This is a genomic window from Litoreibacter janthinus (assembly GCF_900111945.1).
Taxonomy (GTDB): Bacteria; Pseudomonadota; Alphaproteobacteria; order Rhodobacterales; family Rhodobacteraceae; genus Litoreibacter; species Litoreibacter janthinus.
This window is the reverse complement of record NZ_FOYO01000001.1, coordinates 1,397,505-1,412,902: the sequence shown is the minus strand read 5'-3', so window position 1 is coordinate 1,412,902 and position 15,398 is coordinate 1,397,505. Positions and strand designations below refer to the sequence as shown.

General features: G+C 59.0%; 16 protein-coding genes. 6 read left to right on the top strand and 10 right to left on the bottom strand.

The genetic code is table 11. The annotated features are described in order from the left end of the window. Positions 1–246: 246 nt before the first annotated feature. Both carB and BM352_RS07050 read left to right on the top strand, forming a co-directional pair. Positions 247–3,558: a carbamoyl-phosphate synthase large subunit gene (carB, locus tag BM352_RS07055; RefSeq protein ID WP_090214291.1), complete on the top strand. Its 3,312-nt coding sequence runs from the start codon at positions 247–249 to the stop codon at positions 3,556–3,558. Positions 3,559–3,597: 39 nt separating this feature from the next. Then, complete coding sequence (locus BM352_RS07050; protein WP_090214288.1) at positions 3,598–4,449, top strand: DUF6615 family protein; 852 nt, start codon at positions 3,598–3,600, stop codon at positions 4,447–4,449. Between the two features lie 381 nt (positions 4,450–4,830). On the opposite strand, the gene BM352_RS07045 is transcribed toward BM352_RS07050, so the two are convergent. Then, positions 4,831–5,283, bottom strand: coding sequence for a hypothetical protein (locus tag BM352_RS07045; protein WP_090214286.1), 453 nt, complete (start codon positions 5,281–5,283; stop codon positions 4,831–4,833). Positions 5,284–5,544: 261 nt separating this feature from the next. On the opposite strand from BM352_RS07045, the gene BM352_RS07040 reads away from it, so the two are divergent. Then, positions 5,545–6,126, top strand: coding sequence for a thymidine kinase (locus BM352_RS07040; RefSeq protein ID WP_090214283.1), 582 nt, complete (start codon positions 5,545–5,547; stop codon positions 6,124–6,126). On the opposite strand, the gene BM352_RS07035 is transcribed toward BM352_RS07040, so the two are convergent. From BM352_RS07035 to BM352_RS06995, 9 genes are all read right to left on the bottom strand, one after another. Further along, a complete protein-coding gene (locus BM352_RS07035) occupies positions 6,123–7,067 on the bottom strand; it encodes a 2-hydroxyacid dehydrogenase (protein WP_090214280.1) in 945 nt (314 codons plus the stop codon). The genes BM352_RS07040 and BM352_RS07035 overlap by 4 nt on opposite strands. After that, positions 7,067–7,405 (bottom strand): tRNA-binding protein, encoded by a 339-nt coding sequence (locus BM352_RS07030; protein ID WP_090214277.1) that lies wholly within the window; start codon positions 7,403–7,405, stop codon positions 7,067–7,069. Before BM352_RS07030 ends, BM352_RS07035 begins: the two co-directional genes overlap by 1 nt. A 1-nt stretch (position 7,406) precedes the next feature. Next, positions 7,407–8,219: a pyrroline-5-carboxylate reductase gene (gene proC / locus BM352_RS07025; protein ID WP_090214275.1), complete on the bottom strand. Its 813-nt coding sequence runs from the start codon at positions 8,217–8,219 to the stop codon at positions 7,407–7,409. 30 nt (positions 8,220–8,249) lie between these two features. Beyond that, entirely contained in the window at positions 8,250–8,753 is a 504-nt protein-coding gene (locus BM352_RS07020) for a type III secretion system chaperone family protein (protein WP_090214273.1), read from the bottom strand. A 181-nt stretch (positions 8,754–8,934) separates the two neighbouring features. Then, positions 8,935–9,975 carry a HesA/MoeB/ThiF family protein gene (locus tag BM352_RS07015; RefSeq protein WP_090214270.1) on the bottom strand — a complete coding sequence of 347 codons (1,041 nt, stop codon included), beginning with the start codon at positions 9,973–9,975 and terminating at the stop codon, positions 8,935–8,937. Position 9,976: 1 nt separating this feature from the next. Beyond that, the gene (gene dut, locus BM352_RS07010; RefSeq protein WP_090214267.1) at positions 9,977–10,444 is read right to left on the bottom strand and encodes a dUTP diphosphatase; all 468 of its coding nucleotides are present in this window, start codon (positions 10,442–10,444) and stop codon (positions 9,977–9,979) included. Further along, positions 10,441–11,637, bottom strand: a complete 1,197-nt coding sequence (gene coaBC, locus BM352_RS07005) for a bifunctional phosphopantothenoylcysteine decarboxylase/phosphopantothenate--cysteine ligase CoaBC (protein ID WP_090214264.1) — start codon at positions 11,635–11,637, stop codon at positions 10,441–10,443. Before coaBC ends, dut begins: the two co-directional genes overlap by 4 nt. Positions 11,638–11,692: 55 nt before the next feature. Next, positions 11,693–12,556, bottom strand: a complete 864-nt coding sequence (locus BM352_RS07000; RefSeq protein ID WP_245780930.1) for a ChaN family lipoprotein — start codon at positions 12,554–12,556, stop codon at positions 11,693–11,695. Then, positions 12,492–13,376 (bottom strand): RNA polymerase factor sigma-32, encoded by an 885-nt coding sequence (locus BM352_RS06995; protein WP_090214262.1) that lies wholly within the window; start codon positions 13,374–13,376, stop codon positions 12,492–12,494. The genes BM352_RS07000 and BM352_RS06995 overlap by 65 nt, the downstream gene beginning before the upstream one ends. A gap of 106 nt (positions 13,377–13,482) precedes the next feature. Between BM352_RS06995 and cobU the strand changes: the two genes are divergently transcribed. Genes cobU through BM352_RS06980 form a run of 3 tightly spaced genes read left to right on the top strand, consistent with a single transcriptional unit; the run spans position 13,483 to position 15,350 of the window. After that, positions 13,483–14,031 carry a bifunctional adenosylcobinamide kinase/adenosylcobinamide-phosphate guanylyltransferase gene (gene cobU, locus BM352_RS06990; RefSeq protein WP_090214259.1) on the top strand — a complete coding sequence of 183 codons (549 nt, stop codon included), beginning with the start codon at positions 13,483–13,485 and terminating at the stop codon, positions 14,029–14,031. Beyond that, the gene (locus tag BM352_RS06985) at positions 14,028–14,609 is read left to right on the top strand and encodes a histidine phosphatase family protein (protein ID WP_245780929.1); all 582 of its coding nucleotides are present in this window, start codon (positions 14,028–14,030) and stop codon (positions 14,607–14,609) included. The genes cobU and BM352_RS06985 overlap by 4 nt, the downstream gene beginning before the upstream one ends. 60 nt (positions 14,610–14,669) lie before the next feature. Further along, positions 14,670–15,350, top strand: coding sequence for a glutathione S-transferase (locus BM352_RS06980; protein WP_090214257.1), 681 nt, complete (start codon positions 14,670–14,672; stop codon positions 15,348–15,350). Positions 15,351–15,398: the final 48 nt, after the last annotated feature.

The window sequence follows — 15,398 nt, the reverse complement described above, 5'->3', positions numbered from 1 at the left end:
ATAGCAGCCGCTACGGAACACTTTTTTTGCTGTACATTCCTTTTGGTACTTGTTGGGTTTTGTATCATGAAATTAAATTTCGGTTCATGTCATAGTTCACAATACTGCAATCAGCAGCATCTAAACAATTTGCCTTCCCCAATGCGTTGGGCAAAAGAATCTCAAATCCCTTCCCTACATGCCCTTGCGCCCACTTGGTGGACTCCTTAAACCCACGATAATTTGCGCAAACCTGGGGTCCGTGACATGCCGAAAAGAACCGATATCAAATCCATCATGATCATCGGCGCAGGCCCCATCGTCATCGGACAGGCCTGCGAGTTTGACTACTCCGGCGCTCAGGCTTGCAAAGCCCTGCGCGAAGAAGGCTACCGCGTCATCTTGGTGAACTCCAACCCCGCCACGATCATGACCGACCCCGACATGGCCGACGCGACCTATATCGAGCCGATCACGCCAGAGGTTGTCGCCAAGATCATCGAGAAAGAGCGCCCCGACGCGCTTCTGCCTACCATGGGCGGGCAAACCGGCCTCAACACATCTCTTGCGCTTGAAGAAATGGGCGTGCTGAAAAAGTACAACGTCGAGATGATCGGCGCAAAACGCGAAGCCATTGAAATGGCCGAGGACCGCAAGCTGTTCCGCGAAGCCATGGACCGCCTTGGCCTTGAGAACCCCAAAGCCACCATCGCCAACACCATGCAGGAATGCATGGACGCCATCGAATATGTCGGCCTGCCTGCCATCATCCGCCCCGCCTTCACCTTGGGCGGCACTGGCGGCGGCGTGGCGTATAACCGCGATGACTATGAGCATTTCTGCAAAACCGGCCTCGACGCGTCGCCTGTGAACCAGATCTTGATCGACGAATCCCTGCTCGGTTGGAAAGAATACGAGATGGAGGTCGTGCGCGACCATGCCGACAACGCCATCATCGTCTGCGCCATCGAAAACGTGGACCCGATGGGCGTGCACACCGGCGACAGCATAACCGTGGCCCCTGCCCTGACGCTGACCGACAAAGAATACCAAGCCATGCGCAACGCCTCGATTGCGGTTCTGCGTGAAATCGGCGTCGAAACTGGCGGCTCCAATGTGCAATGGGCGGTGAACCCCGCAGACGGGCGCATGGTCGTGATCGAGATGAACCCCCGCGTGTCGCGCTCTTCGGCCTTGGCATCTAAGGCCACGGGCTTCCCGATCGCCAAAATCGCCGCCAAACTGGCCGTCGGCTTCACGCTGGACGAGCTGGACAATGACATCACCAAGGTCACGCCAGCCAGCTTCGAGCCGACGATTGACTACGTGGTCACCAAAATCCCGCGTTTCGCCTTCGAAAAATTCCCCGGCTCCGAGCCTTATCTGACCACCGCGATGAAATCCGTGGGCGAGGTTATGGCCATCGGTCGCACCATCCACGAAAGCCTGCAAAAAGCGCTCGCCTCCATGGAAACAGGCCTGACCGGCTTTGATGAACCTAAGGTGCCCGGTATGCCTGCTCCTGATGCACAGGTGTATAAAGAGCAGAACGGCACCCGCATTCTGGTCGGCAAAGATGCCGCTGCGCAGGAAGCTATCGACAAAGCCCTGACCCGCGAACTGGCCAAGCAAACTCCGGACCGTATTCGCGTCATCGCCCACGCCATGCGCTACGGATTCTCGAATGACGAGATCAACCAGATCACCGCCTATGACCCATGGTTCCTAGCCCGGATTCGCGAGATCATCGAAGCCGAGGCGATCATCCGCAAAGACGGCCTGCCGATGAAAGAAGACGGGCTGCGCGATCTCAAGATGCTTGGCTTCTCCGACGCCCGCCTCGCAAAGCTGACCGGCCGGACCGAGAAAGACGTGCGCAAGGCCCGCCAGAACCTTGGCGTCAACGCGGTCTTCAAACGCATCGACACCTGCGCTGCCGAGTTCGAGGCGCAAACGCCTTACATGTATTCAACCTACGAACATCCGATGATGGGTGACGTCGAATGCGAAGCGCGGCCTTCCAACGCCAAGAAGGTCGTTATCCTCGGGGGCGGCCCGAACCGCATCGGCCAAGGGATCGAGTTCGACTATTGCTGCGTCCACGCCTGCTATGCGCTGACCAAGCAGGGCTACGAAACGATCATGATCAACTGCAACCCAGAGACCGTGTCGACCGACTACGACACCTCGGACCGGTTGTATTTCGAGCCGCTGACCTTCGAGCACGTGATGGAAATCCTCCGCGTGGAACTTGAAAACGGCACCCTTCACGGCGTCATCGTGCAGTTCGGCGGGCAAACGCCGTTGAAGATCGCGCAGGCCTTGGCGGACGAAGGCATCCCGATCCTCGGCACCTCGCCTGATGCGATCGACCTGGCCGAAGACCGCGAGCGGTTCCAGCAACTCGTCCAGAAACTCGGCCTCAAGCAGCCCCATAACGGCCTCGCCCATTCCGACGAGGAAGCCTTTGAGAAGGCGAAGGAAATCGGCTTCCCGCTGGTGATCCGCCCGTCTTACGTGCTCGGGGGACGGGCCATGGAAATCGTGCGCGATCAAGCGCAGTTGGAACGCTATATTTCGGAGGCCGTGGTCGTCTCCGGCGACAGCCCCGTGCTGCTCGACAGCTATCTGTCCGGTGCCGTCGAGGTCGATGTCGACGCGCTGTGCGACGGCACCTCCGTCCACGTCGCGGGCATCATGCAGCATATCGAAGAGGCCGGCGTGCATTCCGGCGACAGCGCCTGTTCCCTGCCGCCTTATTCCTTGTCGAAAGAGATCATCGCGGAGTTGCGCGTGCAGACCGAGGCCTTGGCTTTGGCGCTGAATGTGGTCGGGCTGATGAACGTTCAGTTCGCCATCAAGGACAACACGATCTATCTGATCGAAGTCAACCCGCGCGCCTCGCGCACCGTGCCGTTTGTGGCCAAGGCCATCGGCTCCCCCATCGCGTCCATCGCGGCGCAGGTTATGGCGGGGGCTAAGCTGGGCGAGTTCGACCTGATCGACCCGATCATCGACACCTATGCGGTGAAAGAGGCCGTCCTCCCCTTCGCCCGCTTCCCCGGCGTGGACACGATCCTTGGGCCGGAAATGCGTTCTACGGGCGAGGTTATGGGTTCCGACAAGAACTTCCACATGGCCTTCCTCAAGGCGCAAATGGGCGCAGGGACCGAGCTGCCGCTGGACGGCAAGGGCAAGGTCTTCATCTCCATCCGCAACGAGGACAAGACCGCTGACATGCTGGAGGCGGGCCGTGTGTTGGCCGGTCTGGGTCACGCGCTGGTCGCCACCCGCGGCACCGCGGCTTGGCTGAACGAGCAAGGCATCGCGTGCGAGACGGTCAACAAGGTCTATGAGGGCCGCCCGAACATCGTCGACCAAATGAAAGACGGGATGATCTCGCTGGTGCTGAACACCACCGAGGGGTCACAAGCCGTCGAGGACAGCCGAGACATCCGCTCCATCGCGCTCTACGACAAGATCCCCTACTTCACCACCGCCGCCGCCGCCCACGCCTGTGCGCTGGCGATGAAAGCACGGGTTGAGGGGGAAATCGGGGTGCAGGCGTTGCAGGGTTGAAGGCAAAGTGGAGCAGGTCAAATTCATTCTTTATTAGAAGTGCTACTCAAACTTGGCGATCGGACATCTAAAAATCTCGGCTTTGCTTACGAGCAAGTCTCCGGTGTCAGTTATGGTGAAGAAACTATCACCGAATCCAATTTATTAGATTTGAAACGACTGAATCCAACCCAAATACGAATCGAAACGTTTTCAAAATCGGTCGAAAGTAAAAAAACTGGTGCAGATTGGGAATGGCATATCGCTGGAAAAACGAACACTCTCAAAATGAGAGTTCAGGCTAAAAGAATAACTCGAGACGGAAAAATAAAAGGGTTGAAGCAACAAGGTAAAAACGCTCTGCTTCCCCAAATTTGCCTCCTGCTAAAAAGTGCCAAGTTAACTGGTAGAATGCCGCTTTACTGCTTTTACAGCGCCGAAAAACATCGCACCGTTTGGAATGCGTCAGCTAGCAGCGCTCCGTCCTTCAAAGGTTTCGAAACGGGCTGCTTGTTAGTCGATGCCCACACTGTAAAATCGAAGATGCCAAAGAATTTGTCGGAAATTGAAGCTGATACATGGCCTTGGCATTTCTTATGGTCCAATAACCTTTTTGAGCGATCAATAAACATATTTGAAAAACGATTTGCACAAACACACCCTGAATTTGAATTGCATGAAAACTTTAAAACGCTTCCCCCGGTAGGTGTTGTAAAAGATTTTCCATTTCCCACTATCGATCAGCTAAACGGTCGTACAGCAATAACATCTAGCTTTGCTGGTTTAGTTGCAACAAGCGGCTACTCGATTGATCACGAGATCCAAGTTGCTCGGGAAGAACAGAGAGACATAAGCCGCATTCTGTATATGGATGTAAAAGAACCTGACCTAATGCACTGGCGATTTAGATAAGCTAGCTGCCGACGGCACCTAGACCAAAAGGTGTCTGCGTAGGGTGAGTGGGTCCGCGCCTCCGGCGCGTGGTTCATCCACCGCCACCTCTGCACAACCCCAATTCCTTGTTAAACTCCACCCAAACACCCACCACAGGAGTTCCACCATGCTCCCCATCACCCTAGCCGCCACGGCCCTCGCCCTCTCCGCCTGCGCGCCTGAGCCGGTCACTGGCACCACGCTGTCTTTCTTAAGTTAGGGCAAATTATAGCGCCCCGAACCGCCCGCAGCTCCAAGCACAAAAAAATGGGCGGCAACGCCACCCATTCATAATTCATCAATTCTTTTCCTCAGCAAAAACAGGGTTCCCCATGGGGAACCCCTGCTCGCGGGACAAAATCAGATGGTTTCGTCTTCCAGATGCAGCTTCATTTCGACCAGAACTTTTTGCAGCTCCAAGGTTTCGGACAGCATCCGCTTGGCCTCGGTGACCGTGATGATCCCGTCGGCGATGGACTGGTTGTACTCGGACATCAGCATGGCAAAGCGCTGCGCCAAGGCGACGACGTTGCTGTTCACCGATTCCGCGTTGCCCTTGCGGCCTGTGTTGACCTCCAGCGAGTTGCCGTTGATCTCGGCCAGCGCCTGCGTGACATGGGGGAAACTTGCGGCGGCCTCAAGGGCTGCGACCGCGTCGAGGGGCATATACCGATCGGCATGTTCATCGGACTCGGAGTAATACCGGCCCAGCGTCGCTTTGGAGCGGCCGGTCAACTTGCATGCTGCCTCTACGCCGACATCCTTAACAAGTGCCTCAGTGTGCTTCTTCAGGTACCTATTCATCACAGTCATTTTCGTTTTCCCTGGCGTCTTATAGCCTCTTCGGGGAATAGCCCAAAGCCTTTCCCCTGCGCAATTGTTTTCCCCCACGTTATGTGAGTTTAGTCCCTAGGGTATGGGGGCTACGGGGGGGCGTGTTGTGCTGAACGCGGTCCTCTAGGTGAGGGGCGCCGATGCACGCGCTGCCGGGTAATCAGCTCGTGCGGAGAACGCTTTCCCTAGCACGTCCCTCACCGACCTTGCTCCTGACAATCGGCTTTGCTACGGGACGCTATGGCTAAACTCTACTTCCACTATTCCACCATGAACGCCGGAAAGTCGACGCTGCTGTTACAAGCGGCGCACAACTATCAGGAAATGGGTATGGCAACATACCTGTTAACGGCCGACTTTGACAACCGCGCAGGAACCGGAAAGATCGGCTCGCGGATCGGACTGGCGCGCGAAGCTGATATTTACGGCAAAGAGGACGATTTGTTTGCCATGATCGACCGACGCCTGACAGAGGGCCCCGTCGCCTGCGTGATGGTGGACGAGGCGCAATGGCTCTCCAAAGAGCAGGTGTGGCAACTGGCCCGCGCGGTGGACGACCTGAAGGTGCCGGTGATGTGCTATGGCTTGCGGGTTGATTTCCGCGGCGAGCTGTTCCCCGGCTCCGCAACACTGCTGGCCTTGGCGGATGAGATGCGGGAAGTCCGCACGATCTGCCACTGCGGCAAGAAGGCGACGATGGTGATCCGCAAGGGCGCGGACGGAACGGCCGTGGTGGATGGCGATCAGGTGCAGGTTGGCGGCAACGAGACCTACGTATCCCTCTGCCGCAAGCATTTCCGCGAGGCGATTGGCGACAACTAAACGGGGTTCGGCAAATCCTTGCCCGCCGCGAAGGCGATCAGGTTGTCGAGTGCCATCATCCCCATGCTTGTGCGCACCTCGAGCGTGTTGGTGCCCAGATGCGGCAGCAGGGTGACGTTTTCCATCGCTTTCAGCGCCTCTGGCACCTTGGGCTCATGCTCGTAGACGTCCAATCCCGCCCCACCGAATGCTCCGGATTGCAGCGCCGAGACCAGCGCGGCCTCATCCACCACATCCCCGCGCGAGATGTTGACGAAAATCGCGTGCCGCTGCATCGCGTCGAACACTGATTTGCCGATCAGATGCCGTGTTTCCGGCCCGCCGGGGGTGGCGGCCACGACGACATCTGCCTTGCGCGCCAAATCCTCGATGGAGTCGCATTGCGTCGCGCCCTCGATTTCCTTGCGTGACCTGTTGGCGAAGATGATCTTGCAGCCAAAACCATGACGGCAGCGGTTGGCAATGGCTTGCCCGATGCGCCCCATCCCGATGATCCCCACCGTCTTGCCCGTCAGGTGAAGCCCAAGCATCTGGGTCGGCTGCCAGCCGGTCCATTGCCCCGCCCGCACCAATCGCTCTCCCTCGCCCGCCCGCCGTGCGGTCATCAGCATCAGGGTCATGGCGATGTCAGCGGTCGCGTCAGTCACTGCACCGGGGGTGTTGGTCACGGCGATGCCCTGCGCGCGGGCCGCATCGACGTCGATATGGTTATATCCGACGCCAAAATTCGCCAGAAGCTTTGCCCGTGGCGTGGAGCTGGAAATGGCGACCGCCGTAAATCTGTCACCCAGTGTTGGCAAGATCACGTCATAGGCCCCGATGGCCTCGGTCACCTCGGCCTCGGACATCGGATCGGAGGTGTCACGCAGGGTGACATCAAACTCGGCGCGGGCCTTGTCCATCACGGCGTCAGGCAACATGCGGGAAATTAAGAGTTTCATCAGTAAAGCCTTCCGCCAATCGGCACATCTTTGTCTGGGGTCAGAAGCACGACTTCGTCGTCTTCGTCGGGCACGCCAAGCACCAGTATCTCGGACATAAACTTGCCGATCTGGCGCGGCGGGAAGTTGACCACGGCCATGACCTTTTTGCCCGGCAAATCCTCCGGCGTGTAGTGTTTGGTGATCTGGGCGGAGCTTTTCCGTTCCCCAAGTTCAGGCCCAAAATCCACCCACAGCTTGAAAGCGGGTTTGCGAGCTTCGGGATAGGGCTCGGCCTTGACGATGACCCCGACGCGAATGTCGACCTTCAGGAAGTCGTCGAACGAAATCTCGGCCATGCTATTTCCCCAGCTCGCGACCACGGTCTGTGGCGGCTTTCACGGCACGACCCACTAGCTCTGGGAAGCCGTGATCTTCGTCCATCAGCACCTTGAGCGCCGCCGCCGTGGTGCCGCCCGGGCTGGTGACATTGATCCGAAGCTGTGCGGGGTCTTCTTCGGCCTGCTCTGCCAACGCGCCTGCACCGGCGACCGTGGCTTTGGCGAGTTGCATCGCCATCTCGGGCGGAAGACCCTGCGCGACGCCCGCGGCGGCCATGGTTTCGATCAGGTGGAACACATAGGCAGGACCAGAGCCGGACACGCCGGTGACGGCATCAATCTGCCCCTCATCCTCCAGACGCACGACTTGCCCGACGGCCCGCAGCAATCCTTCCGCCATGTCCAGATGCTGCGCTGTTGCCCGTGAGTTTCCGACAATCGCAGTAATCCCTTTGCCCACCGCTGCGGGGGTGTTCGGCATGGAGCGCACGATCGGGGTCTCGTCGCCCAAGGCCTGTTCGAAATGAGCGATGGACGTACCGGCGGCAATTGACAGGAATAGGGTTGTGCCGTTGCCCAGCGCGGCCATGCGCGGCAGCGCGTCACCCATCATCTGAGGTTTTACGGCGAGCAGCGCTATTGCGGGATTTTCTGGCAAATTATCATTGATATGGACGCCTTGCGCTTTCACCCAGTCGGACGGGTTGGGGTCCAGAACATAGACGGCAGAAGCGTCGATACCGCCCTTGAGCCAGCCTTCAAGAAGGGCGGAGCCCATCTTTCCGCAGCCCAGCAATACCAGTCCGCGTGTGTTAATCTCGGAAAAATCCATGAAGCCCCCGTCTGTCGTCAGGGGCTTAGGTTAGGCGCGCCCGTAGGCTTCCGCAATGGCAACATTCATCGCGTCTTTCGGGGTCCGGTCGCCCCAGCACACCAGTTGGAAGGCGGGGTAGAACCGCTCCGACGCCATAACGGCGGCCGACAGCATTTTGTCAATCTGATCCGCGCCCGCATCGCGCCCGCCCGACAGGATCAACCCGTAGCGATACACCATCAGACGCTGCGCTTGCCAATAGGTGAAGGCCCCTGTCCAGCAGGTATCGTTGGCGCGGTTCAACATGTCGTAGAGTGCGGGAAGCTTGTCTTCCGGCGGCTCCATCTCGAAGGTCGAGACCAGCCGAAGGGTCTCGTCATGGTGTGACCATGCGAGGGTGATGGAATAGGTCCGCCATTGGCCTTCAATCGCCATGGCGATTTGGTCTTCTGCGATACGGTCGAATTCCCAATCGTGGTGGGCGGCCAAGGTCTCCACCAGATCAATCGGGTGTAGATCCTCGGTTTCAAGGTAGTGCTCTAAACTTGACATGCTCGGTCCCCTGTCCAGATCGCGCATTGGGAGATGCCTGTGCCCCAATAGGCTGGGTTCCATACTACAGGTCGCTTGTGATCCACGACCCTTGTCTAGATGTTGGGATTTATCCGAGTCTCTGTAAAGACATTATTTAGTGTTACCCACAACCCATTGTGGTTTCTGTGGGTTAATCCCACTATTTAGGCAGTTGTCCACATACCGCACATTCTGGATCTTGTTTGAGGTTGATCAGCCGCGTTTCAGCGTAAAGCGCATCATAGATCAGCATCTGCCCGCGCAGGGTCGCACCCGCGCCGGTTATGTGCTTGATCGCCTCCACGGCCATCATGGAGCCGACCACACCGGGCAGTGCACCGACAACGCCCGCCTCCGCACAGGACGGCGCCAAGCCCGCGGCGGCGGCATTGGGGAATACGCATGCGTAACACGGACCACCCTGCGCAGGATCGAACAGGCTCAGCTGTCCTTCCCACTGCGTAATGGCCCCAGAGATCAGGGGCTTACCCAGATCGACCGAGACGCGGTTGACCAGATAGCGGGTCTGCGCATTGTCGGAGCCGTCGAGGATTAGATCGTAATCTTCGAACAATTCGGCGGCCATGTCGGCCGTCAGCCGTCGGTTATACGCGCGGATGGTGATAAGCGGATTTTGCGCCTGCAACGCCTCTTGCGCCGAAAACACCTTGGGCATCCCGATCCGCGCGTCGGTGTGAATGACTTGGCGTTGGAGGTTGGAGCTGTCGACCTCGTCGTCATCAATGATGCCAATGGTGCCAATCCCGGCCGCCGCCAAGTATTGCAGCGCCGGCGCGCCCAAGCCGCCTGCCCCGACCACCAGCACCCGAGCCTTTTTCATCTTCTTTTGCCCGGGACCGCCAATTTCGCGCAAAACGATGTGACGGGCATAGCGGTTCAGCTCGGCATTCGTGAACTTGTCAGGGTCCAAAGCCACGGGCTCTTCAGCGTCAGCCTTGTGGCGCAAACGGGACAGCAAAGCCCGATAGCCGAAAACCAGCGCCACGACTCCCGCAAGGATCGCCCAACTCGACAATGTGCCGGTCGCTTCCTTTACGGGATTGCCAACGGGCAAAGTCACCTGGAAGAAAATTACCAGTGCGAACAAGACCACCAGCGCCATAATCTGCACGCGTTTGCTGAAGTTTAGCAGGCGCCCCGCCAGCAGGATTGCTGCGGCGATTAAGAGGACCAGCGCCATATCAGCCGCGACCGGTGGACCCGAAGCCCCCCGTCCCGCGCGATGTATCGGACAGCCCTTGCGCCAGCTCGAAGCATGCCTGCACCACAGGGGCGACAACCATCTGCGCGATCCTGTCGCCATGTGCGATGGTGAAAGGCTCCGCCCCCAGATTGATCAAAATTACACCCAGAGGGCCGCGATAGTCACTGTCAATTGTTCCCGGGGTGTTGGGCAGGCTGATGCCGTGTTTCAGGGCAAGGCCAGACCTTGGGCGGATTTGAACCTCGAAGCCTTCTGGAATCTCGACACGCAACCCTGTGGGCACCAAGGCCCGCGCCAGAGGGGCAAGCATCAGGCCTGCTTCGCGGTCGGCCTCGGAGAGATTGGCGCGCAGATCGGCACCTGCAGCGCCGTCTGTTTCGTAAGCGGGCAACCCCAAGCTGGGATCGGCGTCCTGCGTCCATGTGAATTTCAGCACTGGGGTCACGAGAGTGCCTCGGCAATCTTGGCGGCGATTTTTGCGGCGACCTGATCCTTGGTCAGCCGCGGCCAGCTTTCCGCGCCCTCGTCAGAAATGATGGTGACCGCGTTTTCGCTGCCGCCCATGATCCCCGTTTCGGGGCTGACATCATTGGCCACGATCCAGTCACAGCCCTTGCGGGCACGTTTAGCGGTTGCATTGGCTTCCACGTCATCTGTCTCGGCGGCAAAGCCGACCACCAGTTTCGGGCGGCCTTTCTTCATCTGCGAGACTGCCGCTAGAATGTCGGGGTTTTCTGCGAATTCCAGCGCAGGCGCCTTGCCAGAGCCGTCCTTCTTCATTTTCGATCCGGACGCATTCGCCACGCGCCAATCAGCGACCGCAGCCGCGAACACGGCGGCATCGGCGGGCAAAGCGGCATCGACCGCCTCTTTCATCTCACGGGCGGTTTGTATCTTGACCACCTTCACACCTGCGGGCGGTGCGACATCGGCCGGGCCGGTCACAAAGGTGACATCCGCCCCGAGTGCGGCCAGACTGCGGGCAATTGCTGTGCCCTGCGCCCCAGAGGACCGGTTCGCGATGTAGCGGACGGGGTCAATCGGCTCGTGGGTCGGGCCGGACGTGACCAAGACATGCTTTCCCTTTAGGGGGCCATCCGCCAGTGCAGCTTCCACCGCGTCGACGATGGCCAAAGGTTCTGACATGCGGCCTGGGCCATGCTCCCCACAAGCCATATCGCCCACGTCGGGACCGACAACGAGAATGCCGTCGCCTTGCAGGGTTGCCAAATTACGCTGTGTTGCGGGGTGTTCCCACATGCGCACGTTCATGGCAGGGGCGATCAGCACGCGCTTGTCGGTGGCCATCAACAGGGTCGAGGCCAAGTCATTCGCAAGCCCTGCCGCCATTTTGCCCATCAAATCCGCAGTTGCGGGGGCGACTACGACCAGATCAGCGGCACGAGACAGCTCGATATGGCCCATCTCGGCCTCGTCGGTCAGGTCGAACAGATCGCGATATACCTTCTGCCCCGCAAGGGCAGAGGTGCTGAGCGGGGTCACAAACTCTTCCGCTGCATTGGTCAGAACAGGCACCACGGTCGCGCCGCGCTCGCGCAGCCGTCGGATCAGGTCCAGCGACTTGAATGCGGCGATGCCGCCGCCGACGATCAGAAGTATCCGTTTTCCTGCAAGCATGTTGCACCCCGCTTTCTTCGTCACAAGTGTTAGGACAGCACGGCGCAGGGGGCAATCAGTTGCTTGAAAACGCAGCGCAAGGGTCGCCCTTTCCGGCGTTGAAAGCTCCGGTCATGATCCAGCGATCATAGGGCGGTGCGATCTCGGACTCGACCAGTTGACCCACTGCGATCACCTGCGCTTCTGGCGCAACGCGGCGCAGGTAGGCGGGCATCCCCCAATCGGTGCGCGCGTGGCCGTTGCCGGTAATGACCAGAACCGGCCCACCTGTTTCCTCCAGCGCCTGAAGGGTGACGCGGGCGAAACTTGCATCGCGAAGGCGCTGCGCCTCGACCATGCCGGGCAATATGTCTGAGGGCAGCGCATCGCAATGTGCCGTGGCTTGCAGTGCCTCGCGGTCGGCTTGCTCTGCCTCGGGCAGCGCGGTTTTCAAGCCATAGGATGCAGGCCCATCAAACTGTGAGGCCGCTCCGTCTTCGACCGCAGAGCGCACGGCGTGGCGCGACAGCGCAGCACCATATATCTGCGCCTGTGGGGCGGCGGCGAAAATCGGGAAATACATCTGGAAAGACGGCCAACCACCCTTGCTGGACCACCCCAGCGCCTTGTCCAGTTCCGCCAGAACGCTGCGGTCAGCGGATTGCCCAGCTTTCGCCTGCTGCGCATCGAGCATCTCGAAAACCAGCGCCGAAGGGTAAATTGCGCGGGCAATCTCCGCTTGGTTGGCGTGGTGTATGGGGTTGTCGTGCAACTCTCCGACGATGACAACATCAGCGCCACCCAGAACCTCAAACGCCGAGGTCGTCAGGACCTCGGCGTTTGCCTGAAAACTGAACGCGAAAACTGCAGCAGCTCTAGTGAGCCAGGAAATGCCGGACTTCCTTGCTTTGCGTTTCGAGAGATTTTCGCATCTTGGCAAAGGCTGCGGCCTCCAGTTGGCGAACCCTCTCTTTTGAAAGGCCTAATTCGTTGCCAAGGCTTTCGAGGGTTCGTGGTTGATCCAGAAGCTTGCGTTCTCGGACGATAAATTGCTCTCGTTCATTCAACGCTGTCATAGCGTCCACGAGCCACCCGCGCAACGTGTCGGTGTCGTGGGAATGCTCAACCGTTTCAGCCGCTTGCGGACCGTCATCTTCGAGCGCGTCGATCCATTCGCGGCCCTCATCTTCGGTGGATTGCGTTGCATTCAGCGAAAAGTCGGAGCCTGACAAGCGCCCTTCCATCATCTCCACATCGTGGAGCGGCACGCCTACCTCGGTGGAAATCATCTGGCGCAGTTGGTGCTTGTCGATCGGCTCGCCGCGCGCGGCGGCCTCGCGCTCCAGACGGGCCTGCACCCGACGCATGTTGAAGAAAAGGGATTTCTGGGAGGAGGTTGAGCCGGTCCGAACCATCGACCAGTTGCGCATTACATAGTCTTGGATAGAGGCTTTGATCCACCACACCGCGTAGGTCGAGAAGCGCACGCCGCGATCGGGATCGAACTTGTCGGCGGCTTTCATAAGCCCGAGGCCGGCCTCTTGGATCAGGTCATTCATCGGCGCGCCGTAGCGGCGGAATTTGGAAGCCATCGAAATCGCGAGGCGCATGTAAGCTGTGATCAGCCTGTGCAGAGCTGCTTCGTCACGTTCGTCCCGCCACGCATAGGCGAGTCGCAGTTCTGTTTCGGCGTCCAGCAATTCTGCCTTCATCGCGGTTCGCGAAAGGGTATTGTCCGAAGGTCTTGCGTCTAGTGCCATAAGTCTTTCCCCCATCAATCGGTTTTGGCTTGGCTCTTGTGCCGCCTTTTGTGATGAATACGCGCAGAGAACGAAAACGGATCAAAACAAGCCGGAGGAAAATTGGATGACAGGACTTCCCTCCATGACCATGGTGCTTGGTGGCGCGGCATCTGGGAAATCAACTTTTGCTGAACAGGCGATACTCCGCACGGCCAAAGAAGCGCAGAAAACCTACATTGCGACAGCCCAGGCCTTCGATTCCGAGATGCGCGACAAGATCGACCTGCACCAAAAATCCCGGGCTGCGGACGGCTGGATCACAATCGAAGAGCCGCTGGCCCTTGGACCGATCCTGCAACAAGCGACCGTCGATCATGTCATCTTGCTGGATTGCGCCACGCTCTGGCTGACCAACCAGCTTCTGGCGGAAGCCGACCTGACCGAAGCCAGTGACGATCTCGTTTTCGCACTCGCCCGTTGCGCGGCTTCCGTCGTTGTTGTCACAAACGAAGTGGGCCAAGGCATTGTGCCCGAACACGCCATGTCGCGCCGTTTTCGCGAGGCGCAAGGCAAGTTGAACCAACAAATGGCGCGCGACGCTGATCTTGTCGTGCAGGTTATCGCGGGCCTTCCACTTGTGCTAAAAGGCCAGTTGCCCGAGGGGCTGTCGTGAAATCCACGCGCCTTTGGTGGGTGCGCCATGGGCCAACCCATGAGAAAGCCTTCACCGGCTGGCGGGATGTTCCTGCTGATCTGTCTGACACAGGCAAACTGGCGCGTTTGCACGACTACCTGCCTTCGGGTGCGGCGCTTGTCTCGTCTGACCTTCAACGCGCACGTCACACTGCGGACGTGATCGAGACAGGGCGGATACGCCTGCCCCACGATCCCGACTTCAGGGAGTTGGATTTCGGGGTGTGGGACGGGCTGCATTTTTCAGCCGTCGACGAAATGCATCCGGACCTGTCGCGCGCCTATTGGGAAACGCCCGGCGACGTGAAGCCGCCCGAGGGAGAAAGCTGGAACGAGCTTCACGCCCGTTTGACCCCTAAAGTCGATGCGCTGCACCGGAGCCGTCACGATGATGTTGTGATTGTCGCCCATATGGGCGTGATCATGTCGCAGCTTCAACGCGCACTTGGTGTGACTGCCTATCAGGCCATGTCGCATCAGATTGAACCGCTCTCTGTCACCCGCATCGACATCAGCCAAGACGGTTGGCGGGTCGAGGTGATAAATCATCAACCTTGATGGGTCAGACCCACAATTCCTTATTTCAGATCAACGGCATCTCGCGATAACGTAGTCTTCATGACGTATGATCTTCTTATCGGCGACCGCTCTTATTCCAGTTGGTCGCTCCGTGGTTGGCTTTTGTTCGCGAAGTTCGGCCTCGACGTGACCGTGCATGACACGCGGTTTTATATTCCCCAGTTTCAGGAAGACCTGAAACCGTTCGCCCCCGCGCGGACGGTGCCGGTGATGCGATTGCCGGAAGGTGCAATTGTCATGGACAGCCTCGCTATGGCCGAAACGCTGGCCGAGCGGCATCCCGAAAAGGGCTATTGGCCTGCCGATACTTCGGCGCGGGCTCTGGCGCGCGGCATGGTCGCGGAGATGCACAGCGGCTACGGCGCCTTGCGCTCTGCGTGCCCGATGAACCTGCGCCAGAGCTTTGTCGATTTTCCGGTCTCTGACGAGGTTGCGGCAGATGTTGCCAGAATCGACATGCTTTGGGCGGCGGCGCGTGATCTTGCCACCGAAGGCCCTTGGCTGTTCGGGGCATACTCGATTGCCGACGCGTTTTTCGCACCAGTCGCCGCGCGGATGGCCGGTTACGGGCTTCCTGTCAGCGAAGCGTCAAAACCCTATATCGTTGCGACGATCTCGGATCCGACCTTCCTCGACTGGCGCCGTCGCGGACTTCAGGACGCACCGCAATCCACCTACGACCTGCCTTACGCGGCAGGCAAATGGCCCGGCCCTGACTGAGTAAACCTCGCATTAACCAAAGCTGCGCAAGGGTGGCCCTAAGGGTCA

Bases quoted from the DNA above. Each gene is read 5' to 3' on its own strand.
- carB (WP_090214291.1), top strand. From the start codon at position 247: ATGCCGAAAAGAACCGATATCAAATCCATCATGATCATCGGCGCAGGC.
- BM352_RS07045 (WP_090214286.1), bottom strand. From the start codon at position 5,283: ATGACTGTGATGAATAGGTACCTGAAGAAGCACACTGAGGCACTTGTT.
- BM352_RS07040 (WP_090214283.1), top strand. From the start codon at position 5,545: ATGGCTAAACTCTACTTCCACTATTCCACCATGAACGCCGGAAAGTCG.
- BM352_RS07035 (WP_090214280.1), bottom strand. From the start codon at position 7,067: ATGAAACTCTTAATTTCCCGCATGTTGCCTGACGCCGTGATGGACAAG.
- BM352_RS07030 (WP_090214277.1), bottom strand. From the start codon at position 7,405: ATGGCCGAGATTTCGTTCGACGACTTCCTGAAGGTCGACATTCGCGTC.
- proC (WP_090214275.1), bottom strand. From the start codon at position 8,219: ATGGATTTTTCCGAGATTAACACACGCGGACTGGTATTGCTGGGCTGC.
- BM352_RS07020 (WP_090214273.1), bottom strand. From the start codon at position 8,753: ATGTCAAGTTTAGAGCACTACCTTGAAACCGAGGATCTACACCCGATT.
- BM352_RS07015 (WP_090214270.1), bottom strand. From the start codon at position 9,975: ATGGCGCTGGTCCTCTTAATCGCCGCAGCAATCCTGCTGGCGGGGCGC.
- coaBC (WP_090214264.1), bottom strand. From the start codon at position 11,637: ATGCTTGCAGGAAAACGGATACTTCTGATCGTCGGCGGCGGCATCGCC.
- BM352_RS06995 (WP_090214262.1), bottom strand. From the start codon at position 13,376: ATGGCACTAGACGCAAGACCTTCGGACAATACCCTTTCGCGAACCGCG.
- cobU (WP_090214259.1), top strand. From the start codon at position 13,483: ATGACAGGACTTCCCTCCATGACCATGGTGCTTGGTGGCGCGGCATCT.
- BM352_RS06980 (WP_090214257.1), top strand. From the start codon at position 14,670: ATGACGTATGATCTTCTTATCGGCGACCGCTCTTATTCCAGTTGGTCG.